The organism is Pseudomonas sp. ADAK2 TE3594 (genome assembly GCF_053628675.1).
This window is the reverse complement of sequence record NZ_JBRJGV010000001.1, coordinates 4,348,705-4,371,233: the sequence shown is the minus strand read 5'-3', so window position 1 is coordinate 4,371,233 and position 22,529 is coordinate 4,348,705. Positions and strand designations below refer to the sequence as shown.

At 59.9% G+C, this 22,529-nt stretch carries 15 protein-coding genes, 4 tRNA genes and 1 pseudogene; 14 read left to right on the top strand and 6 right to left on the bottom strand.

Annotated features, from left to right (window positions below; all coding sequences use genetic code 11):
- Window positions 1-344 precede the first annotated feature (344 nt).
- Window positions 345-6,734 (top strand): retention module-containing protein, encoded by a 6,390-nt coding sequence (locus AB7M22_RS19390; protein ID WP_454187483.1) that lies wholly within the window; start codon window positions 345-347, stop codon window positions 6,732-6,734.
- A gap of 353 nt (window positions 6,735-7,087) precedes the next feature.
- Here the strand turns inward: AB7M22_RS19390 and xopAW are convergent, their stop codons facing one another.
- The 3 genes from xopAW to AB7M22_RS19375 all read right to left on the bottom strand — a co-directional run bounded on the left by xopAW (window position 7,088) and on the right by AB7M22_RS19375 (window position 9,980).
- Window positions 7,088-7,939: a XopAW family type III secretion system calcium-binding effector gene (gene xopAW / locus AB7M22_RS19385; protein ID WP_454187482.1), complete on the bottom strand. Its 852-nt coding sequence runs from the start codon at window positions 7,937-7,939 to the stop codon at window positions 7,088-7,090.
- Between the two features lie 230 nt (window positions 7,940-8,169).
- The gene (locus tag AB7M22_RS19380; protein ID WP_454187481.1) at window positions 8,170-9,222 is read right to left on the bottom strand and encodes a sensor histidine kinase; all 1,053 of its coding nucleotides are present in this window, start codon (window positions 9,220-9,222) and stop codon (window positions 8,170-8,172) included.
- Window positions 9,222-9,980 carry a response regulator gene (locus tag AB7M22_RS19375; protein WP_032835756.1) on the bottom strand — a complete coding sequence of 253 codons (759 nt, stop codon included), beginning with the start codon at window positions 9,978-9,980 and terminating at the stop codon, window positions 9,222-9,224. Before AB7M22_RS19375 ends, AB7M22_RS19380 begins: the two co-directional genes overlap by 1 nt.
- Before the next feature lie 292 nt (window positions 9,981-10,272).
- Between AB7M22_RS19375 and pyrF the strand changes: the two genes are divergently transcribed.
- On the top strand, window positions 10,273-10,971 hold the full coding sequence (gene pyrF / locus AB7M22_RS19370; RefSeq protein WP_008011684.1) for an orotidine-5'-phosphate decarboxylase: 699 nt from the start codon (window positions 10,273-10,275) through the stop codon (window positions 10,969-10,971).
- Window positions 10,972-11,039: 68 nt separating this feature from the next.
- Here the strand turns inward: pyrF and AB7M22_RS19365 are convergent, their stop codons facing one another.
- Complete coding sequence (locus AB7M22_RS19365) at window positions 11,040-12,044, bottom strand: NADP-dependent oxidoreductase (RefSeq protein ID WP_454187480.1); 1,005 nt, start codon at window positions 12,042-12,044, stop codon at window positions 11,040-11,042.
- A 236-nt stretch (window positions 12,045-12,280) separates the two neighbouring features.
- Between AB7M22_RS19365 and AB7M22_RS19360 the strand changes: the two genes are divergently transcribed.
- From AB7M22_RS19360 to AB7M22_RS19345, 4 genes and pseudogenes are all read left to right on the top strand, one after another.
- Window positions 12,281-13,042, top strand: coding sequence for an SDR family oxidoreductase (locus AB7M22_RS19360; RefSeq protein WP_008011690.1), 762 nt, complete (start codon window positions 12,281-12,283; stop codon window positions 13,040-13,042).
- Between the two features lie 342 nt (window positions 13,043-13,384).
- Complete coding sequence (locus tag AB7M22_RS19355) at window positions 13,385-14,758, top strand: aminotransferase-like domain-containing protein (protein ID WP_454187479.1); 1,374 nt, start codon at window positions 13,385-13,387, stop codon at window positions 14,756-14,758.
- Between the two features lie 167 nt (window positions 14,759-14,925).
- Window positions 14,926-15,981, top strand: a pseudogene (locus tag AB7M22_RS19350) (methyl-accepting chemotaxis protein); the annotation flags it as partial.
- A 27-nt stretch (window positions 15,982-16,008) separates the two neighbouring features.
- On the top strand, window positions 16,009-16,890 hold the full coding sequence (locus AB7M22_RS19345) for a methyl-accepting chemotaxis protein (RefSeq protein ID WP_454188838.1): 882 nt from the start codon (window positions 16,009-16,011) through the stop codon (window positions 16,888-16,890).
- Window positions 16,891-17,139: 249 nt separating this feature from the next.
- Here AB7M22_RS19345 and AB7M22_RS19340 read toward each other — a convergent pair whose 3' ends face one another.
- Complete coding sequence (locus AB7M22_RS19340; RefSeq protein ID WP_454187478.1) at window positions 17,140-17,898, bottom strand: hypothetical protein; 759 nt, start codon at window positions 17,896-17,898, stop codon at window positions 17,140-17,142.
- A 394-nt stretch (window positions 17,899-18,292) separates the two neighbouring features.
- On the opposite strand from AB7M22_RS19340, the gene AB7M22_RS19335 reads away from it, so the two are divergent.
- From AB7M22_RS19335 to AB7M22_RS19320, 4 genes are all read left to right on the top strand, one after another.
- Window positions 18,293-18,368, top strand: a tRNA-Glu gene (locus AB7M22_RS19335).
- Window positions 18,369-18,370: 2 nt separating this feature from the next.
- Window positions 18,371-18,446 (top strand) — tRNA-Gly (locus AB7M22_RS19330).
- Window positions 18,447-18,550: 104 nt separating this feature from the next.
- Window positions 18,551-18,626 (top strand) — tRNA-Glu (locus AB7M22_RS19325).
- A 3-nt stretch (window positions 18,627-18,629) separates the two neighbouring features.
- A tRNA-Gly gene (locus AB7M22_RS19320) sits at window positions 18,630-18,705 on the top strand.
- A gap of 140 nt (window positions 18,706-18,845) precedes the next feature.
- On the opposite strand, the gene AB7M22_RS19315 is transcribed toward AB7M22_RS19320, so the two are convergent.
- A complete protein-coding gene (locus AB7M22_RS19315; RefSeq protein WP_454187477.1) occupies window positions 18,846-19,712 on the bottom strand; it encodes a helix-turn-helix domain-containing protein in 867 nt (288 codons plus the stop codon).
- 413 nt (window positions 19,713-20,125) lie between these two features.
- On the opposite strand from AB7M22_RS19315, the gene AB7M22_RS19310 reads away from it, so the two are divergent.
- The 4 genes from AB7M22_RS19310 (at window position 20,126) to AB7M22_RS19295 (ending at window position 22,522) form a co-directional block, all read left to right on the top strand.
- The gene (locus tag AB7M22_RS19310; RefSeq protein WP_454187476.1) at window positions 20,126-20,317 is read left to right on the top strand and encodes a Flp family type IVb pilin; all 192 of its coding nucleotides are present in this window, start codon (window positions 20,126-20,128) and stop codon (window positions 20,315-20,317) included.
- A 118-nt stretch (window positions 20,318-20,435) separates the two neighbouring features.
- Complete coding sequence (locus tag AB7M22_RS19305) at window positions 20,436-20,627, top strand: Flp family type IVb pilin (protein WP_454187475.1); 192 nt, start codon at window positions 20,436-20,438, stop codon at window positions 20,625-20,627.
- A 27-nt stretch (window positions 20,628-20,654) separates the two neighbouring features.
- Entirely contained in the window at window positions 20,655-21,185 is a 531-nt protein-coding gene (locus AB7M22_RS19300) for an A24 family peptidase (RefSeq protein WP_454187474.1), read from the top strand.
- 2 nt (window positions 21,186-21,187) lie between these two features.
- Window positions 21,188-22,522, top strand: a complete 1,335-nt coding sequence (locus AB7M22_RS19295; protein ID WP_454187473.1) for an AAA family ATPase — start codon at window positions 21,188-21,190, stop codon at window positions 22,520-22,522.
- Window positions 22,523-22,529 lie beyond the last annotated feature (7 nt).

Here is a 22,529-nt window from a genome sequence, read left to right as displayed (position 1 = left end):
CCATTCACTTTTCGACACAGGGCGAAGAAGTGCTGGAGGGGAGGGAAGCGAGACGGTTTTCAGGTGACAATTTTTTGTCGCTCGAGTGATTCAAAACCGTTACGCATCGTTCGCAGGCCGGTTATTTTGGAAGTGGACCCCGATGCCATTGATTGCAGAGGGTTTTATCCCGATCCAGAAATCCCCCTCGCGAGCGACATGCCTGGCGAAAGCGTCGGGAGGCAGCGGTTTACCTCAGGTAAACGCTTTCTCGGCCAACAATCCGCCAGACAACCTGCCTGAACCATGAGCACGTCTTCGCGCAAACAGGATGCCGACAGCAGTTGGCAGCGGAGGAAATGCACATGGCAACGCTCATCGGTATCGTCAGTAAGGTCATCGGTCAGGTGTACGCAGTGGCGGGTGATGGCACCCGACGCACCCTGGTCGAGGGCGATCGGCTGTTTGCCGGCGAGCAACTGGTCTCCGGGGCCGAAGGCGCGGTGGCGGTGCAGTTGAAAAATGGCCAGGAGCTGACCCTGGGGCGTGACAGCAGCCTGCAGATGACGTCCCAATTACTGGCGCATCAGGTCCCGCATGTGGAGACCGCGGATGCGGTAACGCCGAGCCAGGCGCAACTGACCGATGTCGAGCAACTGCAAAAAGCCATTGCTGCCGGCGCCGACCCGACTCAAACAGGTGAAGCCACCGCCGCCGGGCCGGGCGCATCCGGGGCACCGGGTGGCGCACTGGGCGGCGGCCATAGTTTTGTGTTGCTGGAAGAAGTAGCGGGCCGAGTCGATCCCATCATTGGTTTCCCCACTGCGGGCTTCAACGGTATTCCCGAATTTCCCCTGGAGCGCCGGGATCCGGACAACGGCGACAACGGTGCAGGCGGCGCAGGCGGTACAGCTACGCCGAATAACCCGGTCACCCTAATAGGCCTATCGGTGGCGGGAGGTGAACTGACCCTCAATGAAGCCAACCTGGCGGACGGTTCGGCCAGCAACCCCGGAGCGCTGACTCAAAACGGCACCTTCACAGTCATTGCGGCTGACGGGCTGACCAGCCTGAACATCGGCGGGATCAACGTGATCAGTGGCGGTGTGCCCGCCGGTTTCCCGCAGTCGATCACCACTCAACTGGGCAACACCCTGACGATCACCGGCTACAACCCGGCCACCGGCGTGGTGAGTTACAGCTACACCCTGGTCGGCAACGAAACGCACTCGGCTGGCGACGGCGCCAACAACCTCAGCGAACAGTTCACCGTGGTCGCGAGTGACAGCAACGGCGATACCGCCACCGGGTCGCTGGACGTCAACATCACTGACGATGTGCCCAAAGCGATCGACGACACCAACGCCAATACCGCCTCCGAAACCCTGCTGACCCTGACCGGCAGCGTGCTGCCCAATGACATCCAGGGCGCCGACCGTATTGCCACCGGCCCCGACAGCGGGCCGATCATCGGCGGCACGTTCAACGGGACTTACGGCACGCTGGTGCTCAACCCCAACGGCACGTACACCTACACCCTGAATACCAGCGATGCCGACTTCAAAGCCTTGCATGGCGACGGCAGTGCCACGGAAACCTTCACCTACACGCTGACGGATGCCGACGGCGATACCAGCACCGCGAACCTGGTGCTGGAGATTCACAACAACGATGACCCAGTGACCCTCGATGGCCTGAACGTCGACGGCGGCGAACTCACCGTCTACGAAAAAAACCTCAGCGACGGCACCAACCCCAACACCCCGGCCTTGACCCAGAGCGGCACCTTCACCGTCACCGCCCTCGACGGTTTGCAAACCCTGACCGTGGGTGGCATCGCGGTAGTCACCGGTGGCGTGGCCGCCGGCTTCCCGCAATCGATTGTCACTGCGCTCGGCAATACGCTGACCATCAGCGGTTTCAACAGCACCACCGGCGTAGTCAGCTACAGCTACACCCTGACGGATAACGAAACCCATCCGAACGCCAACGGCGCCAACAGCATTATCGAGAACCTCAACGTCGTCGCCACCGACGTCGACGGCAGCACGGCATTGGGTCAGATCAACGTCAACATTGTCGATGACTTGCCCACCGCCAATCCTGATCTCGCCACGATAGCGGAGGGCGCAACCGCCTCGGGCAACGTGCTGAACAATGACGTCGGTGGCGCCGACGGCCCGGCACTCAGTGGCGCAGTGGTTGGCGTGCGCGCTGGCAGTGACACCTCGACCTCGGCCATTGGCGGTTTGAATACGCAAATCAACGGCACCTACGGCTACCTGACGCTGGATGCCAACGGCAATGCCGTGTACCACAGCAACCCGAACTCGGTCAGCGCGCCGGGTGCCACGGATGTGTTCACCTACACCGTGCGTGATGCCGATGGCGATGAAAGCACCACGACCATCACCATTAACGTGGCCGATTGCACCCTCGTAGCGGCCAGCGATAGCGACGTGACGGTTCACGAAAAAGCCCTGGATTTGACCAAGGATGGCCAGGACCTGGCAGCGGGCACGGTCACCGGTAGCGAGCCTGGCAACACCGGTGAAACCGGCTCCGGTACGCTGGTCGGTGCGGTCACGGGCACCACTGGCGCGATCACTTACACGTTGGTCGGCAGCGCCACCGGGACTTATGGGCAAATCCTGCTCAACCCCGACGGTACCTACACCTACACCCTGACCTCCCCACCAACCACCACGCCCCACGCTAACGACGGGCCGAATACCTTGAGTGAAAGTTTCACCTATCAAGCGACCGATCCCTTGGGCAACAGCGTCACCAGCACCATCGTGATCAACATCGTCGATGACGTACCCACCGCTCATGCCGATGCCGTCTCGGTGGCGGAGGGCGGGACGGTCAGTGGTAATGTGTTGGGCAATGATGTGCTCGGTGCCGACGGCCCAGCGGTGGGTGGTGCAGTGGTCGGCGTGCGCGCCGGCAGCGACGCCTCGACCTCGGCCATCGGCGGCTTGAACAGCCAAATCAACGGCACCTACGGCTACCTGACTCTGGATGCCAACGGCAACGCCGTGTACCACAGCAATCCGAACTCGGTCAGCGCGCCGGGTGCCACGGACGTGTTCACCTATACCGTGCGTGATGCCGATGGCGATGAAAGCACCACGACCATCACCGTCGACGTGTCCAACTGCTCCCTCGTAGTGGCTCCCGATACCGACGTGACGGTTCAGGAGAAAGCGCTGGATTTGACCAAGGATGGCCAGGACCTGGCGGCGGGCACCGTCACCGGCAGCGATCCAGGCAACACGGGTGAAACCGCTTCGGGCACGCTGGTCGGTTCCATCACCGGCGCCACTGGCGCGATCACTTACAGCCTGGTCGGCAGCGCCACCGGAACCTACGGGCAAATCCTGCTCAACCCGGATGGCAGTTACACCTACACCCTGACATCGGCACCAGCGACCACGCCCCATGCCAACGACGGACCGAATACCCTGAGCGAAAGTTTCACCTATCAGGCCACCGATTCTCTAGGCAATAGCGTCACCAGTACCATCGTGATCAACATCGTCGATGACGTGCCGACTGCTTACTGCGATTCAGTCTCGGTGGTAGAGGGCGGGACAGTCAGCGGTAATGTGTTGGGCAATGATGTGCTCGGTGCTGACGGCCCTGCATTGGGCGGTGCAGTGGTCGGCGTGCGCGCCGGCAGCGACACCTCGACCTCTGCCATCGGCGGCTTGAACAGCCAAATCAACGGCACCTACGGCTACCTGACTCTGGATGCCAACGGCAACGCCGTGTACCACAGCAACCCGAACTCGGTCGGCGAGCCGGGCGCCACGGATGTATTCACTTACACCGTGCGTGATGCCGATGGTGATGAAAGCACCACCACCCTGGTCATCGACGTCCACAACAGCTGCCTCGTAACGGTCCCCGATACCGACGTGACCGTCTACGAAAAAGCCCTGGATTTGACCAAGGACGGCCAAGACCTGGCAGCGGGCACGGTCACCGGCAGCGAGCCTGGCCACACCGGTGAAACCGGCTCCGGTACGCTGGTCGGTGCGGTCACCGGCGCCAACGGCGCAATCACTTACACCCTGGTCGGCAGCGCCACCGGAACCTACGGGCAGATCCTGCTCAACCCCGACGGCAGCTACACCTACACCCTGACCTCGGCGCCGAAAACTTCGCCCAACGCCAACGACGGCGCGAACACCCTGAACGAAAGCTTCACCTACACCGCCACCGATTCGGTGGGCAACAGCACCACCGGCACCCTTGTGGTCAGCATCGTCGATGACGTGCCGTCTAACGCCGTCGCCTCGGACCGTTCGGTGCCCGCGGTGCAGATCGACTCCAACCTGCTGCTGGTGATCGACGTGTCCGGAAGCATGGACGATCCCTCCGGCGTATCGGGCCTGTCGCGACTTGAGCTGGCCAAACAGGCGATCAGCGCACTGCTCGACAAGTACGACAATCTGGGCGATGTGAAAGTGCAGGTCGTCACCTTCAGCAGTAGCGCCACGGACCAGACGTCGATCTGGGTCGATGTGGCGACCGCCAAGTCGCTTATCGCCGGTCTCAGCGCGGGCGGCGGCACCAACTACGACGCGGCCGTGGCGACCATGCAAACCGCGTTCAACACCTCGGGCAAACTCACCGGGGCGCAGAACGTCGGCTACTTCTTCTCCGATGGCAAACCCAACGAAGGCGACATCGGCACCGCGGACGAGGCCGCGCTCAAAGCCTTCCTTGACGCCAATGGCATCAAAAACTACGCCATCGGCCTGGGCAGCGGCGTCAGTAATGACAGCCTCGATCCAGTGGCCTATGACGGCAGCACGCACACCGACACCAATGCCGTGGCAGTGACCGACCTCAATCAACTCAACTCGGTACTCTCGGGCACCGTGCAAGGCGCGCCGGTCACCGGCTTGTTGCTGGGCGAGGGCGAGGGCGGTACGTTCGGCGCCGATGGCGGCTTCATCAAAACCATCACCGTCGATGGCACCACTTATACCTATGACCCCAAAGGCAACAGCAATCAGGGTTCGCTGATCTTCAGCGGCGGCGTCAACCACGGCACCTTCAACACCGCCAACAACACCTTGAGCATCGCCACCGACAACAGCGGCACGCTGCTGGTGAACCTCGACACCGGCGAGTACACCTACCTCTCGCAGAAAACCACGGCCGTGACGATCACCGAAAACATCAGCTTCACCGCCAGCGACAACGACGGTGATCTGGCCAACTCCACGCTGGTGATCAACGTGATTCCGAACACGCCACCGGTGGCGGTCGATGACCATGTCATCACCAACGTGCTGTCGGGCAGCATTGTGGTGCCGGGCGAACTGCTGCTGGCCAACGACAGCGACGTGAATGGCGACGCGCTCACCGCTTCGCCAACCACCTTCAACACCGGGTGGGTGGTCAAGGGCGCGGACTTCACCGGCACCAACTCGAACTTCAGCTTCACCGGAAATAACCAGGCAGTGACCATCGCCCGTAGCGCATTCGTCGCCAACACCGCAGCCATGACCGCGGTGCTGGTGGTCAGCGGGGCATTGGGGTCGGTCAGCAACAACAATACCAACGACGAGGACCAGATCACCGTCAACCTCAAGCAGGGTGAAACCCTCAACCTGGACCACAACCTGGCAGCCGGCCACATCACCATGGAGTACTCGGTCAACGGCGGTGCTTACATTGCCATCGCCGACGGCCAGACCATCACCGCTGCGGCAGACGGCACGTACCAGATCCACATCACCAACATCGACGACGGTGGTCCGGGCAACAGCGGGAAGGGGTCGGAAAACTACCAGTTGACCATGACCGTCAACTACGCCGGGGCTCATGACAGCACCCCGGATTTCCATGGCACCTACACCGCCAACGACAACCATGGCGGCAGTGATAGCGCGGGCGTGACCATCAGCTATCAGGACGGCCACACCCTCACCGGCACTTCGGGCGATGACGTACTGGTGGCGGGCACGGGCAACAACGTCATCAATGCCGGCGGCGGCAACGACGTACTCACCGCAGGTTCAGGCAACAACGAGTTGCACGGCGGCGCCGGCAATGACTTGCTGTTCAGTGGCGCGGGCAACGACCTGCTCGATGGCGGCACCGGCAACGACACCGCGAGCTACGCCCACGCCACCGCCGGAGTTACCGTCAACCTGAGCCAGCTCACCGCGCAAAACACCCTCGGCGCAGGCACCGACACCCTGACCGGCATCGAAAACCTCACCGGCTCAAACTTCAACGACAGCCTCATGGGTGACAACAACAGCAACATCATCAACGGCGGTTTGGGTAACGATGCGCTCAATGGCGGGGGCGGCGATGACTTCCTGATCGGAGGTCTGGGCAATAACACCCTCACCGGCGGCAGCGGCGCCGACACCTTCCAGTGGCTCAAAGGCAACAGCGGGCACGACGTCATCACCGACTTCACCCCAGGCACCGACAAACTCGACCTGTCACAACTGCTGCAAGGGGAAAACGGCACCGCGGCGTCGCTGGATGACTACCTGCACTTCAAGGTCACCGGCAGCGGCGCCTCACTGGTCACCAGCATCGACGTCAGCGCCATGGCCGGCGCCACGCCGAACCAGACCATCGACCTTGCCGGCGTGAACCTGGCCAGTCATTACGGCGTCACACCGGGAGCGGGTGGTGTGATTGCTGGCGGTCACGATACGGCGACGATCATCAACGGCATGCTCAATGACCATTCGTTGAAGGTGGATACGGTGTGAGTTGAAACGACAAAACCCGCCATTTCTTTGGAAAGAAATGGTGGGCTTTTTGTTGTTTGGGGTTTTGAAAGTCAAAAGATCGCAGCCTTCGGCAGCTCCTACAGATTTGGTGTTCACCGCCCTATCGCGGTTGAGCACAATCCCCCGTAGGAGCTGCCGAAGGCTGCGATCTTTTGATCTACCCACCCAGTGTCCAAGAAGCAAAAGAGCCGAGGCCTGGATTCAGGATATCCGGCCCCGGTTTTTTTGTTGGGGCTTAGGGCCTCTTCGCAGGCAAGCCTCGCTCCTACGGTACGTTGCATCGGTGTCCCTGCACATCCGTAGGAGCGAGGCTTGCCCGCGAAGCTTTTGACTCAGGTCGCCTCGTTCAGGTATTTGCCCACGGTCGCCACGTTGTCGAGCGAGTACTGCTTGCTCAGGTTGGCGATCATTTTGTTCAGCGCTTCGGTCACGTTGAACTGATTGGTGGAGCTGTCAGTGTTCTGTTCGCGACCGGCTTGCAGGGCGGTTTTCAGTTCATCGCTGCTGACGCCACCGCTGCTGTCGCTGTCCAGGATCTTGAGCAGTGCGGCGCTGGTGTCGGTGCTGGTCGACGAGGTGCTGTCGCTGGCCAGGGCGCTGCTCAGTTCGGTGGCGGTGACACTGCCGTCGCTGTCGGTATCGAGCTGGCTGAACAGCTCTTCGCTGGACATCTGCTGGGGTGGCGGTGGCGGCGGGGTCAGGCTGGCGACAAGTTCGTCCTGGCTGACGGTGCCGTCTTCGTTCTTGTCCAGGGCCGAAAAGATTTCCGTGCTGTCGGCCGTGCTGCCGGCATTGCTCAGGCCGCTGCTCAGTTCATCGCTGCTGATGGCGCCGTCGCCGTCAGTGTCCAGAGCGCTGATCAGTGCATCGGCCAGTTCGGTGCTCGGTGCCTGATCATGCGGCGGTGGCGGTGGAGGGGCCATCGCGGCCATTTCCTCGCTGCTCAGGCTGCCGCTTTCGTCGCTGTCCAGGTCGCTGAAGTTCTTGCTCAGGCTAACCAGCAGACCGTCGTCGGTTTTCTGCGACAGGGCGCTCGTGAGCTCGTCCTGATCCACCGCGCCGTCGCTGTTGCTGTCGAGTTTGGCGAGCAATTCTTTCTGGAATTGCTGGCCGCGGGCACTGTTGGTGGAGGTGCTGCTGGTGCTGGTATAGCTCGTGTAGTTACTGCTGATACTACCGATCATTAGGCTCACTCCTTATTGGAAACCGGTGGGTACACCGGCTTATCCAGCCTCAAGGAGCAAGTTGTCGTGGGTATGTGGGATTTGTACCGATTGGTACACACAAATATTGGCCTGGCTCAGATCCTGTGGGAGCGGGCTTGCCCGCGATGGGGCCAGCACATCCAACATCAATGTTCGCTGTCAGATCGCTATCGCGGGCAAGCCCGCTCCCACAGGGGAGTCGTTGTGGCTTAGAGGCGGGGCAGGCGAATGACGGCGGTTAAACCACCACCGGAAGTCTCTTCCAGGCTCAACTGCCCACCCAGACGCTCCGCGGCTTCCCGGGCGATGGTCATGCCCAGACCGACGCCGCCGGAGTTGCGATTACGCGAACCTTCCAGGCGAAAGAACGGTTCGAACACTGCTTCACGTTTATCCGCCGCGATACCCGGGCCATGGTCGATGACCCGGATCAGCAGTTCCTCGCGGCTGTCCTCAAGGGTGATCAGCGCGTCGCCGGCATAACGCAAGGCGTTGTCCAGCAGGTTATTGATGCACGAGCGCAAGGCCATCGGCTGAACCTGCAACGGCGCGCAATGGCCGCTGGCCTGGACGTTGGCGCCCTGGTCCTGGGCGTTTTCGCTCAGGGATTCCACCAGCGCTTGCACGTCCATCCATTGTAGCGCCTCGCTGGTGCGCTGTTCGTGCAGGTAGGTGAGGGTGGAATCGAGCATGCCGATCATGTCGTCGAGGTCCTGACGCATCTGGCCTTGCAGCTTGTCGTCATCGATCTTCTCCAGCCGTAGCTTGAGTCGCGACAGCGGCGTGCGCAGGTCATGGGACACCGCGCCAAGCATCCGCGAGCGCTGCTGCATCTGTTCAAGAATGCGTTGCTGCATCAGATTGAAGGTGTGGGCCGCTTGCCGCGCTTCCCGTGGCCCCGACTCATCCAGCGGCGGGCTGTCGAGATTTTCACTCAGGCGCTCGGCGGCATCGCTCAGGCGTTGAATCGGGCGGGTCAGTAGCTTGGCGCCGTACCAGGCGGCGATGATCAGCGAGACAAACTGAAAGGTCAGCGGCACCAGCGGCCCGCCGAACCACGGCCGTGGCGGCCGGTTGCCGAAGCGCGGGTTCGGTGGTGGGCGTTGTCCGTCGAAGCGCTCGGAAAATTCCGGCGGAGGAGGAGGGGGAGGCGGTGGACCGTAATGCTTGAACCAGAGGAACGCCAACAGGTGCGCGAGTACGATCGCCAGCAGCAGCACGCCAAACAGGCGGCCGAACAGCGTATCGAAGCGCGCACGCATCAGCCGATGTCTCGTGCGTCGAACAGATAACCCTCGCCGCGAACGGTCTTGATCAGTTGTGGCGCTTTCGGATCGTCACCCAGTTTCTGGCGCAGGCGCGACACCAGCAAATCGATGCTGCGATCAAACGCTTCGATCGAACGACCACGGGCGGCGTCCAGCAGTTGTTCGCGGCTGAGTACCCGGCGCGGACGTTCGATGAACACCCAAAGCAAACGGAATTCGGCGTTGGACAACGGCACCACTAGGCCATCGGCGGCGATCAACTGGCGCAGCACGCTATTGAGGCGCCAGTTGTCGAAGCGAACATTTGCACGCTGTTCGGTGCGGTCGTCGCGCACCCGACGCAGAATGGTCTGAATCCGTGCGACCAGCTCACGTGGCTCGAATGGCTTGGCCATGTAGTCGTCGGCACCCAGTTCCAGGCCGATGATCCGGTCGGTGGGTTCGCAGCGGGCGGTGAGCATCAGGATGGGGATGTCCGATTCGGCGCGCAACCAGCGGCACAGCGACAAACCGTCTTCGCCGGGCAGCATCAGGTCGAGCACCACCACGTCGAAATGCTCGGCTTGCAGCGCCTGACGCATGGCGGCGCCATCGGTGACACCGCTGGCGTGGATATTGAACCGGGCCAGGTAGTCGATCATCAGTTCACGGATCGGGACGTCATCGTCTACGATCAGGGCGCGAATGCTCCAGCGTTTATCGTCGGCCGGCGCTTTTTGATCGTCGTTCAGAGGTGCTGGGGAGTTGTGCATGCGTGCGTTCATCTGCCAGATAGGCTGCCAACCACAAAGATAGGCTGCGAGGTTGTGGCTTCAGCATAGGCGTCCGGCCGTGAGGCGGGAAGTGCTGTAGGACCTGTTGCGGCTGCCGAGGGTAGCGTTGAAGGATGTTGTGGGCGTGTCGTGTGTGTACCGAACTCGACACAATTGCTGCAGAAGCTAGTCTTGTCTTGGCCGCGACGACGAATTACCGATCATCGGGTCCCGCAGCGGCGCTGGTTCCGCTACAATGCGCGCCGATTTCGACTTGCCTGAGAGCCCACTCATGTCCGCCTGCCAGACGCCTATCATCGTCGCCCTGGATTTCCCTACCCGTGACGCCGCACTGAAGCTGGCCGATCAGCTGGACCCGAAGCTGTGCCGGGTCAAAGTCGGTAAAGAACTGTTCACCAGTTGCGCCTCGGAAATCGTCGGCACCTTGCGCGACAAAGGCTTCGAAGTGTTCCTGGACCTCAAGTTCCACGACATTCCGAACACCACCGCCATGGCTGTCAAGGCTGCCGCGGAAATGGGCGTGTGGATGGTCAACGTGCACTGCTCCGGCGGTTTGCGCATGATGGCCGCCTGCCGTGAAGTGCTCGATCAGCGCAGCGGCCCGAAACCGTTGTTGATCGGCGTGACCGTGCTGACCAGCATGGAGCGTGAGGATCTGGCGGGTATCGGTCTGGATATCGAACCACAGGAGCAGGTGCTGCGCCTGGCCGCGCTGGCGGAAAAAGCCGGGATGGACGGTCTGGTCTGCTCGGCCCTGGAAGCCCGGGCCCTGAAAACCGCGCATCCGTCGCTGCAACTGGTCACCCCGGGGATTCGTCCGGCGGGCAGCGCCCAGGACGATCAACGCCGCATCCTGACCCCGCGCCAGGCGCTGGAAGCGGGTTCCGACTATCTGGTTATCGGGCGTCCGATCAGCCAGGCGGCGGATCCGGCGAAGGCGTTGGCGGCGGTAGTGGCCGAACTCGCCTAAACGCCACTAAACCTGTGGGAGCGGGCAAGCCCGCTCCCACAAGGTTTTGTGGTGCTTCAGATATCAGGTTAAACCTTCAACACCAACTTCCCGAAATTCTCGCCACTGAACAATTTCATCAGCGTCTCCGGGAATGTTTCCAGTCCTTCAACGATATCTTCCTTGCTCTTGAGCTGCCCCTTGGCCATCCAGCCGGCCATCTCTTGCCCGGCAGCGCCGAACTGTGCGGCGTAATCCATCACCACGAAGCCTTCCATCCGTGCGCGGTTGACCAGCAACGACAGGTAATTGGCCGGGCCTTTGACCGCTTCCTTGTTGTTGTACTGGCTGATGGCGCCGCAAATCACCACCCGCGCCTTCATGTTCAGTCGGCTCAGCACGGCATCGAGAATATCGCCGCCGACGTTATCGAAATACACATCGACGCCTTTCGGGCATTCGCGCTTGAGGCCGGCCTGCACGTCTTCGTTTTTGTAGTCGATGGCACCGTCAAAACCCAGTTCATCGATCAGGAACTTGCACTTGTCCGCGCCGCCGGCAATGCCGACCACCCGGCAACCTTTGATCTTGGCGATCTGCCCGGCGATGCTGCCCACCGCCCCGGCCGCGCCCGACAGCACCACGGTATCGCCGGCTTTCGGTGCGCCGACATCGAGCAGGGCGAAGTAGGCGGTCATCCCGGTCATGCCCAGCGCGGATAAATAGCGCGGCAGCGGTGCCAGTTTCGGATCGACTTTATAGAAACCTCGTGGCTCGCCGAGGAAGTAATCCTGCACACCAAGGGCGCCATTGACGTAGTCCCCCACGGCGAAGCCCGGATTGTTCGAAGCAATGACTTTGCCTACGCCCAATGCACGCATGACTTCGCCAATGCCGACCGGAGGAATGTAGGACTTGCCCTCGTTCATCCAGCCACGCATGGCCGGGTCCAGGGACAGGTATTCGTTCTTGACCAGGATCTGACCCGTCGCCGGTTCGCCGACCGGTACTTCCTGATAGGTGAACGTCTCACGGGTGGCCGGCCCCACGGGACGTTTGGCGAGCAGGAACTGGCGATTGGTCTGGGTAGTCATGACAGGCACTCAAGATGAATGAAGTCTTGTTGATAGACCTTCATTGGCCATGCCGCAAGGTTGGCTGATGGCGCGAATGCACATCGATCCAGTGCAGTGATAGTCAGGGCGGCGGTTCTATCACTGCAACTCATGGGTGCCCAACCGGCCTTTTGATAGTGCTGCCTTGCCCCAGGCCCCTGTGCCTAGACTGGGCACACGCGATCCCCCGCATTCTTCCCTCCGAGGACATAACAATGAGCATGACGTTTTCCGGCCAGGTCGCCGTTGTGACGGGCGCGGCCAATGGTATTGGCCGCGCGACCGCTTTGGCGTTCGCCGCTGAAGGTTTGAAAGTGGTGGTCGCCGATCTGGACGCGGCCGGTGGTGAAGGTACTGTGGCGCTGATACGCACTGCCGGCGGTGAAGCGACCTTCGTGCGCTGCAACGTCACGGTGGAAAGCGATGTAAAAAATCTGATGGACGAGGTGGTGAATACCTACGGCCGTCTCGACTATGCCTTCAACAACGCTGGCATCGAAATCGAGAAAGGCAAACTGGCCGACGGCACGGTCGATGAGTTCGACGCGATCATGGGCGTCAACGTCAAAGGCGTCTGGCTGTGCATGAAGTATCAGTTGCCGTTGCTGCTGGCCCAGGGCGGCGGCGCAATCGTCAACACCGCTTCGGTCGCCGGCCTGGGCGCTGCGCCGAAGATGAGCATCTACGCCGCCTCGAAACACGCGGTGATCGGCCTGACCAAATCGGCGGCCATCGAATACGCCAAGAAAAAGATTCGCGTGAATGCGGTGTGCCCGGCGGTGATCGACACCGACATGTTCCGTCGTGCCTATGAAGCGGACCCGAAGAAGGGCGAGTTCGCCAACGCCATGCACCCGGTCGGGCGTATCGGCAAGGTCGAAGAAATTGCCAGCGCGGTGCTGTACCTGTGCAGCGACGGCGCGGCATTCACCACCGGTCATTCGCTGGCGGTGGATGGTGGGGTCACGGCGTTTTAACCTTTCAGGCTGCGTAATGTCAGTCAAGTGCAATCCGTGTGGGAGCGGGCTTGTGTGGCGAGGGGGCTTGCCCCCGTTCGGCTGCGAAGCAGTCGTAAATCCAGACAACTCGGTCTGTCTGGACGGGTGCCGGGGGCCGCTTCGCGACCCAACGGGGGCAAGCCCCCTCGCCACACAAGCCCGCTCCCACTTTTTTTATTGTTCGGCGTTGATTCCGCGAAGATGCCGGTCAATGTGTTTCAAATGGTTAGAACCGAGGGTTTTGGCGGTGTTGTCGCACATCCCCTCGAGCACTCCTGTGATTAACTGTTTCCCGCAAAACGGACAGGAGTTTGCTTGCTCATGGAGTTGAGAATCGATCGACAGGCATTGGTGCCGGTCGTGCAGCAAATCGTCGACGCATTGGCCGACTGGCTCCGTCGCGGCGAGGTGTCACCGGGGACGCGTTTGCCTTCCGTCCGGCAAATCGCACGGATAAATCTGCTCAGTCAATCCAGTGTTATCGAGGCCTGTGAACGGCTTGTGGCTCAAGGTGTACTGGCGACGCGCAACGGGGCGGGTTTCTTTGTCGCGGCAACGGTGGCCGTTCAGGGGCAACGAGATCTTCCCTGGTCCGAAGGGGTTGAGCAGCAAAGCGGCCTCGTCGGCGAACTGAAACTGGGTTGCGGCGGCTTACCCGAGAGCTGGCGCGAGACTGACGACCTGAGCTACGCCATACGCCAGGTCAGCCGCACCGACATGGCCGGGTTGTTCAATTACAGCACTCCACTGGGCCTGCCTGCTTTGCGCCAGCAGATCCTCAAACGACTGAAACAACTGGGTATCGAGGTGGATGAAAACCGAATACTGACCACGGCGGGGGCCAGTCATGGGCTCGATCTGATTGTGCGCACTTTATTCAAACCGGGCGATTGCGTGGTGGTGGAAAGCCCCGGTTATTCGATGTTGTTCGATTTGCTCAGGCTGCACGGGGTCAGCATGATCGAGGTGCCACGAACCCCTCGCGGGCCAGATACCGAAGCACTTGAGGCATTGTTGTTGAAGTACAAACCCCGTGGCTTGTTCATCAACAGCTTTTATCACAACCCCACTGGCAGCTGTTTGACCACGGGGGTGGCTCAGCAGGTCCTGCAACTGGCCAAAAATCACGGCGCGCTGGTGATCGAAGACGACGTCTATGCTGATTTTCACAGCGGTCCCGGCACGCGCCTTGCGGCACTCGGCATCGATGACAACGTGATCTACGTCGGCAGCTACTCCAAAACCCTCAGCAGTTCCTTGCGGGTTGGCTTTGTAGTGGCCAGCGCCGATGTGATTTCGCGACTGGCGCAGGTCAAGATGATCAGCAGCATGGGGGCTTCGCGGTTTAGCGAGTCGGTGCTGGCTTGTCTGTTGGCCAGTGGTGCCTACCGCAAATTGGTGCAGCGTCAGCGCCAGCGTTTAAGCACTGGCAGGGAAGCGGCCTTGCAGGTGCTCGAAGACGCGGAGTGGGAGGTTTTCGGCAAACCGGCAGGTGGCCTGTTCATCTGGGCGCGATCGCGCAAGTCTGACTACGCTCAGGTGCGAACTCAGGCTCGGCGTTTTGGTGTCCTGCTGTCTTGCCCGACGGCGTTCAGTCCGAGCGGCCAGGCTGATGACTGGCAGCGCATCAACGTTGCCTATGCCTGTGATCCTCGCGCCCGGGCATTTTTTCAAGCCACCGCCAGGGTCTGTTGACGTTTGGCGGTCGTCACCAAACGTCGACAGGCCCTGGGGATCGACCTCAAGCGTTCTGAAAGCGACGTGGGCGTAGCTTTTTGCCATTATTCCGACGCCAGAGACTTGTGTTGGCACAAGCCCGTTGCGAATCTGCATCCACAGACAATGGCAGGGGACTAAGCGCAATGATTTCGGCCGTGCAAGGACGTTTTGCCAACCTCGGTATGGCGAAAAAACTGGGTGTCGGGTTTGTACTGGTGCTGCTGTTGACAGCCTTGGTGGCGGCCATCGGCGTATGGTCCCTGCAAACCATCAGTCAGCGCTTCGACGGGCTCAAGCAGATGTCGTCGCTCAACAGTGGTTTGCTCAAGGTTCGCCTGCTCGAGCAGGAATACGCCTTGCACGGTAATCCGAAAACCGCGGACGCCTTGCACGCCGGGGTGGACGCTCTGATCGCTCTGGCGACCCAGCTCAAGGCCCAGTCAGCGGCCAACGTGCCGGTCATGAATGACGTCGAGCAATCTCTGGGGGCTTATCGCAAGGCTTTTGACGAGTTCGTCTCGCTGAGTCAGGCCAAGGACCTGGCGCTGGAAATGGCCAGTTGGTCGGTATCCAGCGTGGCCAATAACCTGGACGTGCTGCAGGCCGGGCTCGCCGATGATGGTGCCTATACCTTGAAGGAATCCGAGGGCAAGGACGGCGCGCAATTCATCGAGCAGGCCAATCAGGTCAGTCAGGTATCGCGGCTGATGTTGCAAGCCATGAACGAAGCGCGCGTCCGCCTGGACCAGAGCCGCAAGGGCGACGACAGTGGCGGGCAGGGCAAGATCGAGCAAGCCGATCAGGCACTGACCCAAGCCGGGCAACTGAAAACCACGATCAAGGATGAGGGGTACCAGACCGTCCTCAATGAAGTGTCCGGTCACATCGCCGGTTTCAGTGAGAAACTTGCCGAGTACACCGGGTTATTGGCGCAGGAAAAGACCGTCTACGAGCAACTCCACCAGCGCGCCGCTCAAGTGGTGGAGCGGGTGGATCAGGCCTACGTTGCCGAAGACCTGTCGATGCAGGCAGAGCTGAAAAAGAACTCGCTATTGATCATCGGCTCCTCGGCACTGGCCTTGCTGGTGGGGCTGATTGCTGCGTGGGTGATCACCCGGTTGATCGTCACGCCGCTGCGCAGTGTGATCCGTGTCGCTCAGCAGATCGCTGCGGGCGATTTGAGTGCAACGATTGAAGTGACCCGCCGTGACGAGATCGGCCAGTTGATGCAAGCCATGCAGCAAATGGGCGCAGGGCTGAGCAATATCGTCAGTGGTTTGCAGGCCGGTATCGAACAGCTGGCAAGCTCTGCTCAATCGCTGTCGTCGGTGACCGAGCAGACCAACCTTGAAGTCAGCAGCCAGAAGGAAGAAACCGAGCAGGTCGCCACCGCAATGAATCAGATGACCGCCACGGTGCACGACGTCGCACGTAACGCGGAAGAGGCCGCCCAGGCGGCACAGACTGCCGATGGCAAGGTCGAAAGCGGTCAGCAGGTGGTGCGTCAAAGCATGGCGCGAATCGAACAATTGGCGGACTCGGCCACCTCGGCCAGCTCCAGCATCGAAAGCCTCAGTGCGGAAATCCAGAACATCGGCACGGTGCTCAGCGTGATCAAAAGCGTCGCCGAGCAGACCAACCTGTTGGCGCTCAATGCCGCCATCGAGGCGGCGCGGGCCGGCGAGCAGGGCAGGGGTTTTGCGGTGGTGGCCGATGAAGTTCGGGCATTGGCAAAGCGAACTCAGCAATCGACCGAGGAAATCGAACGGCTGGTCAGTGCCTTGCGCTCGGCGGCGCAGTCGTCGGTGCAGCAGATTCAGAGCAGTGGCGAGTTGGTGAAGCTGGCGGTGAGCGATGCGTTGCAGACCGAGAGCGCATTGGGGAGCATTGCGGCAGCGGTGTCGTTGATTCAGCAGATGAACCAGCAGATTGCAGCGGCTGCGGAAGAACAGAGTTCAGTGGCCGAGGAGATCAATCGCAGTGTCACCAGTATTCGTGCCAGTGCGGATCAGTCGTCGTTGGCGATGCGGGGCAATGCGGCGTCGAGTATTGAGTTGGCGCAGCTGGGGGTTGAGCTGAAGGGGATGGTGGGGCATTTCAGGCTCTGAGCAATGCAGGGCTCAAGGCTAATGCCAGTCAGTTAAGCGCCGCAATTCATGTGGGAGCGGGCTTGCTCGCGAAGAGGGAGTGTCAGTCAACCTCAATGTTGACTGTCCCGCCGCCTTCGCGAGCAAGCCCGCTCCCACAGGTGCTGCACCTTAACTGACCGGCCTTAGGGCTCAAGGCCCCATTGCCCATCGTCGGCAAACGGCGCGCAAAAAAAAGCCACCTTTCGGTGGCTTCGTTGTTTGTTCTGATCAGTCGTAGATCGCTTTTTTCTTCCAGTCGGCATCAGCCTCGACGTCTTTGAGGCCTTCGGTCAGTTGGTTCACTTCGCCTTCAACCGGAGCGATCTTGTCCATGACCTGGGCGTTGGCGCGGGCCAGGAGTTTCTCCAGGTATTCCAGCTGCTCTGCATAAACCTGCGGTTCCTGTTGTTTGCGCAGGTATTGCACACCGCGTTCAAAGGCAAGGCGTGCCTGGCCGGGCTGGTTCTGTTGCAGAGAATGCTGGCCCAGGTTGTTGAAGAATTCGATGTGCAGCAGGACCAGGATGTGGCGGACCTCGCGGATCCAGCGCTTGGCTTCGTTGGGCGGCAGGAAACCGTCCTGTGCCGCGCGGGTGATCTGGCCATGCAGGGCTTCGAGCAGGAAGCGCACGTCTTTGGCCTTGGCTTCGGTCTGGATCGGTGCCGGCGGGTTGTTGACCGGGATCGATTCGCCCTGGGCGACCAGGGCACTCAGTTCGGTAATCCGAGCCTTCAACGTGGCATTGGTTTTTTCCAGGTTCAGCAGGCGCTGGCAGACGTTCAGTTCCAGACGGGTCAACAGCAGCTTGAGCGCCGGCGTCATCAATTGACCGGGGAAGGTCTCGGTGATTTCGCCGCAGCGACGCAGGCGGTCGTTGAGTTCAACCTTGGTGCGGGCCTTTTCCAGCTTGTTGTTTTCCACCACATGGTTCATGTAGCCAATGGCGATCAATAGTGCGATCCCGGCTACGACTAGCAGGGTGATCATGAGTGGTGTCACCGGTAAGACCTCTTTATGGGGTTCGCGTGCGAGTCGAGTGTAGTGGCTTGGCATTTGGGCGCATAGGGCCGCTCGACGAGTTGAATCGGTTACAGCTCTGTTTATATCGGCCGTATTGCTGCATATATAAGTAAATAACGTGCGAGGTGCACATTGCCATCATCTCGGCGCGGACTATAGCGTCTTGATGGATGCCAGAATATAGGCGCCCAGGGTCAGGCGACGGAAAAGCCCGAATCGCTGCTGAAAGCAGGGCGAAGTCATTGATTTAAATAAATTTATATCTGGGGGTTGACGACCCCTCAATCCATCCATAGAATGCGCGCCACTTACAGCGTAAAGCACACAGCGAAACGCGGTAGGGAGTGAATGTTGTACGTGTGTCCCCTTCGTCTAGTGGCCTAGGACACCGCCCTTTCACGGCGGTAACAGGGGTTCGAGTCCCCTAGGGGACGCCAATGCGGGAATAGCTCAGTTGGTAGAGCACGACCTTGCCAAGGTCGGGGTCGCGAGTTCGAGTCTCGTTTCCCGCTCCAGTTTTAAACGGCTTTGCTTTCGGGCAGGGCTGAGTGAAACCAGAACCAAATCTTCGGATGCGGATCTGGGCACCGAAACACACACCATGTGTTCCGGGCAGCGTGTCCCCTTCGTCTAGTGGCCTAGGACACCGCCCTTTCACGGCGGTAACAGGGGTTCGAGTCCCCTAGGGGACGCCATTTGCGGGAATAGCTCAGTTGGTAGAGCACGACCTTGCCAAGGTCGGGGTCGCGAGTTCGAGTCTCGTTTCCCGCTCCAAATTCAAAAAAACGCCGCTCATTGAGCGGCGTTTTTTTATGCGCGTTATTTGCCATTTTCATTGATTGGAATAAAAACCTTCGAGGCTGCTGCTACAAAGAGTGCGTCGTGGCTGAAATTGTGTGCGTGTAAAACCTGCCTCAATTTCCGAGGCTTTGCACCAGGCTTTCGAGCGCTTGCGTGGTTGTATCCTCCAGCGCCGGTTGTGCTGCCACCGCTCTGAGTTGGCAGGTCAAACGGTATTCGCTGGGCGTGCAGTTGACGAACTGCTTGAAGGCGCGAGCAAAGTATGACGGATCTTTGAAGCCGGCCTCATAGCCGATGCTGGTAATAGGCATCTGGCTATTGTCGAGCAGTTGCTTGGCGAAGCTCATGCGCTTGTCCAGGATGTAATCGGTGAAGCCAACGCCATTGGCTTCCTTGAACAGGCGGCTGAAGCGAAAGGTCGTCATGCCGCAGCGCTTCGCTAAATCCCTCTGATCGATGCTGTCCCGAAAGTGCTGATCGATGTACAGCATGATGTTGCTCAGCGCCTGGTGTTTTTGGTGTCCCGCGGTCAACCGGATGCTGTCCGGCAGGGTCGGGGAGTGATCGATCAACGATGTCTGGCGCTGGCCGTTGGCATTTCGGCGCAACTCGCACAGCTGCACCACGGCTGTCAGATAGCGTTTCCTCTCGGTGGCCGAAAGTGGGAGCACCATGTATTCCCAGACACTGGAGCGCATGGCCCAGACAGCCAGTTCTTCCGAGTGCTGCACGGTGAACATGGTGATCGGGATGGTAGGAGTGGTGCGTTTGATCTCCAGCAACAGCCTCAAGCCTGGTGTGTCGGGGCGATCAAAATGGATGCAGATCATGTCTGCCTGTTCCCCGTGGGGCAACACGGGGCTTTTCGCCAATTTGCAGTCGCAGGCGCTCTCGAACTGCGCGATGAGTTCCTTGGTGGAGCGATCATGGGTCTGATCGAACCACAGCAGCGATGGCCTTTTGGTCAAATTGGACGTCATGTCTCTACTCTGCGGTTCTTCGTGCCGTTCTCGGTGAGTAGTATTGCTAACGTGCTATCACTTTGCAGAATAAATGCTGATAAGAAAGACGGAAGTTAGTTCTATTCGCTCTATGTGTTGCCTGAGGTCGGTCTAGGGCGACTGTATTGTTGACGTGGCTTGGCAACACCCGATATCAACCGCTTGTCGCTTGTGAATCAATGGCAATCGCCTTTGCCTGCCTCCCCTCGTTTTGCCCCCTCTTATTTACTTCTTCAAGGGCCCATGACCCGTATTTGGCTCACCCGCAAAAAAGTCCTAGTGATGTGCAAAATCTTCCTAACGCCCATGCCTTACCCCTGACTAGTGTTGCATCCAGGCAGCACAGAACGTACTGCCTCCGGAAAAAACAACATTCGAGTGAGGTGGGCAAAATGATCATGCAAACAATCAAGGCTTCAGTAGTGAAGTTCGCCAAAGACGAAGACGGCCTGACCATTGTGGAATACGCGGTGGCCGGTGGGCTGATTACGGTGGCTGTTGCCGCAATGTTCGGTCTTTTGGGCACCGCCGTGAACGTCAGGATCACCGCGCTTTGCGCTGCAGTCAAAGGTGCTGCCTGCTGACAGGGCAACTCACGGAGGGGGGGGCGCGCCGACATCCATGGAGCAACCCAATGGATTTCGCACTGTCCCCGCCAATGTACTTTCTGAGCTGTTTGATCGCTGAAGTGAGGTACACAAAATGAATCTGCAAACAATCGGAACGTCGATAAGCACGTTCGCCAAAGATGAAGATGGCCTGACCATTGTGGAATACGCGGTGGCGGGTGGGCTGATTACGGTCGCTGTTGCTGCCATGTTCGTTCTTTTGGGCGGCGAGGTGAATACCAGGATCACAGCGTTGTGCGCTGCGGTCAAAGGTGCGGCCTGCTAACGATAATCCCGGTAGGGGAGACGCGCCATGTCCATGGAATTGCTGGTGTCGACTGTATTACTGCTAGGACTATTGGGCGTGGCGGTGGTGAGCGATCTGCTTCGCCACCGTATTCCCAACATGCTGGTGCTGTTGGGGCTTGCCCTGGGATTGGTCAGTCAGACTTATTCAGGTGGTGTCAGCGGATTGAGTGACAGCCTGCTGGGTATGCTGATCTGTTTTGGGTTCTTTCTGCCGATGTACGCCGTGGGTGGCATGGCCGCCGGTGACGTCAAGTTAATGGCCATGGTAGGCAGTTTTTTACCGGTTCATTACGCGTTGTGGGCTGCCTTGTTCAGCCTGATTGCCGGCGGCGTATGCGGTTTCTTGATTGTGCTGTTCCGCGGTCAATTACTTCAAACCCTGGGCCGCTATCGGCTGATGCTGAGGGCGCAGTCCTATCTGGCGCCTGCTTCGGATGAAGTAGCCGGTAAACCTTTTCCTTATTCGATCGCCATTCTGATCGGCACTTTAAACAGCGTCTACTGGCAACTCGTTGCTGGTGGATTGGGAGCTTAGTCATGCACGTCATCGTCGATAGTGATGCCTACCCCAGCGATCGGGACGCTGTGCAACGGCTGGCTCCTCAACCGTGCACAATTCGCGATACCGGTTTGACCGACAGTTTTCTCGGTGAGTTGGTGTGCAAGCATTTGTATGACGCCGGCGTGCTGGACATGCCGCGGCTGGTGGAGCGCCTGGCGCTGACCGGCGCTGTACTTGAAGAAGTCCTGGCGTTCTTGCGCAAGGATGGTCGTGTCGAAGTGCTGGGCCAGATGGGGCCGCAAACGACGAGCGGGCAGATGCTGCGTTATGGCCTGACAGAGCGCGGTCGCAGCGCCGCCCGCGACGCCTTGTCGCGCAGTGGCTACATCGGCGCGGCACCTTTTCCGGTGAGTAGCTACCGTTCCTTGATCAAAATCCAGACCATTCACCACGGTCGCATCACTGCCAAGGATATGCACAGTGCCCTCGCTGGCGTTGTACTCACCGAAGGCATGCTCGATCAGTTGGGCGTGGCCCTGAACTCCGGACGGGCGATCATGATTTATGGTCCCGCGGGTACCGGCAAGACGTATGTCAGCAGTCGGTTGATTCGTCTGTTCGCCGAGGCCATCTGGGTGCCTTACGCCATCGTCATCAACGAATCGGTGATCGAGATCTACGACCCGCAAGTACATCAGCGGCTCGACGAAAACAGTCAACAGAACAATCTGATGCTCAACGAAGGGATCGACCGTCGACTGCTGTGCTGCAAACGCCCGATCGTGATTACGGGCGGCGAGCTGAGCATGGAGCAACTGGACGTTCGCTATGACCCCTTCACCCGTCAGTACCAGGCTGCCTTGCAGCTCAAGGCCAGCAATGGCCTGTTCATCATCGACGACATGGGGCGCCAGCGCATGGCACCTGCCGAGTTGTTGAATCGCTGGATTGTTCCAATGGAAGAGAAACGCGACTTCCTCAACCTGGGCGGCGGTCGGCATTGCGAGCTGCCATTCGATCTGGTTCTGGTGTTTTCCACCAACCTCAATCCCCTGGAGCTGGCCGATGAGGCCTTCCTTCGCCGGATTGGCTACAAGCTGCAATTCGGTTACCTGAAGCCTGAGGAGTACGAAAAGATCTGGCGTCAGGAAAGCGAGCGTATGGGCATTCCTTACGACCCGCTGTTAGTGCGTTATGTACTGCAAAGGCTTTATGCAAGTGAAGGCATGCCCCTGGTGCCTTGCCATCCCCGCGATCTCCTGAATATGGCACTCGACCGTCAGCGTTATATGGGCGGTTCCGGAGCTCTGTCGCCACAGGAGCTGGAATGGGCCTGGCACAACTACTTCGTCCAGCTCGACTTTCTTTGATGCGGAG

What these genes read in the sequence shown, in the direction of transcription:
- AB7M22_RS19360 (WP_008011690.1), top strand. Translation starts at nt 12,281, where the DNA reads ATGAGCATGACGTTTTCCGGCCAGGTCGCCGTTGTGACGGGCGCGGCC.
- AB7M22_RS19380 (WP_454187481.1), bottom strand. Translation starts at nt 9,222, where the DNA reads ATGCGTGCGCGCTTCGATACGCTGTTCGGCCGCCTGTTTGGCGTGCTG.
- AB7M22_RS19295 (WP_454187473.1), top strand. Translation starts at nt 21,188, where the DNA reads ATGCACGTCATCGTCGATAGTGATGCCTACCCCAGCGATCGGGACGCT.
- pyrF (WP_008011684.1), top strand. Translation starts at nt 10,273, where the DNA reads ATGTCCGCCTGCCAGACGCCTATCATCGTCGCCCTGGATTTCCCTACC.
- AB7M22_RS19300 (WP_454187474.1), top strand. Translation starts at nt 20,655, where the DNA reads ATGTCCATGGAATTGCTGGTGTCGACTGTATTACTGCTAGGACTATTG.
- AB7M22_RS19390 (WP_454187483.1), top strand. Translation starts at nt 345, where the DNA reads ATGGCAACGCTCATCGGTATCGTCAGTAAGGTCATCGGTCAGGTGTAC.
- xopAW (WP_454187482.1), bottom strand. Translation starts at nt 7,939, where the DNA reads ATGATCGGTAGTATCAGCAGTAACTACACGAGCTATACCAGCACCAGC.
- AB7M22_RS19355 (WP_454187479.1), top strand. Translation starts at nt 13,385, where the DNA reads ATGGAGTTGAGAATCGATCGACAGGCATTGGTGCCGGTCGTGCAGCAA.
- AB7M22_RS19345 (WP_454188838.1), top strand. Translation starts at nt 16,009, where the DNA reads ATGCAAGCCATGCAGCAAATGGGCGCAGGGCTGAGCAATATCGTCAGT.
- AB7M22_RS19305 (WP_454187475.1), top strand. Translation starts at nt 20,436, where the DNA reads ATGAATCTGCAAACAATCGGAACGTCGATAAGCACGTTCGCCAAAGAT.
- AB7M22_RS19315 (WP_454187477.1), bottom strand. Translation starts at nt 19,712, where the DNA reads ATGACGTCCAATTTGACCAAAAGGCCATCGCTGCTGTGGTTCGATCAG.
- AB7M22_RS19340 (WP_454187478.1), bottom strand. Translation starts at nt 17,898, where the DNA reads ATGATCACCCTGCTAGTCGTAGCCGGGATCGCACTATTGATCGCCATT.
- AB7M22_RS19310 (WP_454187476.1), top strand. Translation starts at nt 20,126, where the DNA reads ATGATCATGCAAACAATCAAGGCTTCAGTAGTGAAGTTCGCCAAAGAC.
- AB7M22_RS19365 (WP_454187480.1), bottom strand. Translation starts at nt 12,044, where the DNA reads ATGACTACCCAGACCAATCGCCAGTTCCTGCTCGCCAAACGTCCCGTG.
- AB7M22_RS19375 (WP_032835756.1), bottom strand. Translation starts at nt 9,980, where the DNA reads ATGCACAACTCCCCAGCACCTCTGAACGACGATCAAAAAGCGCCGGCC.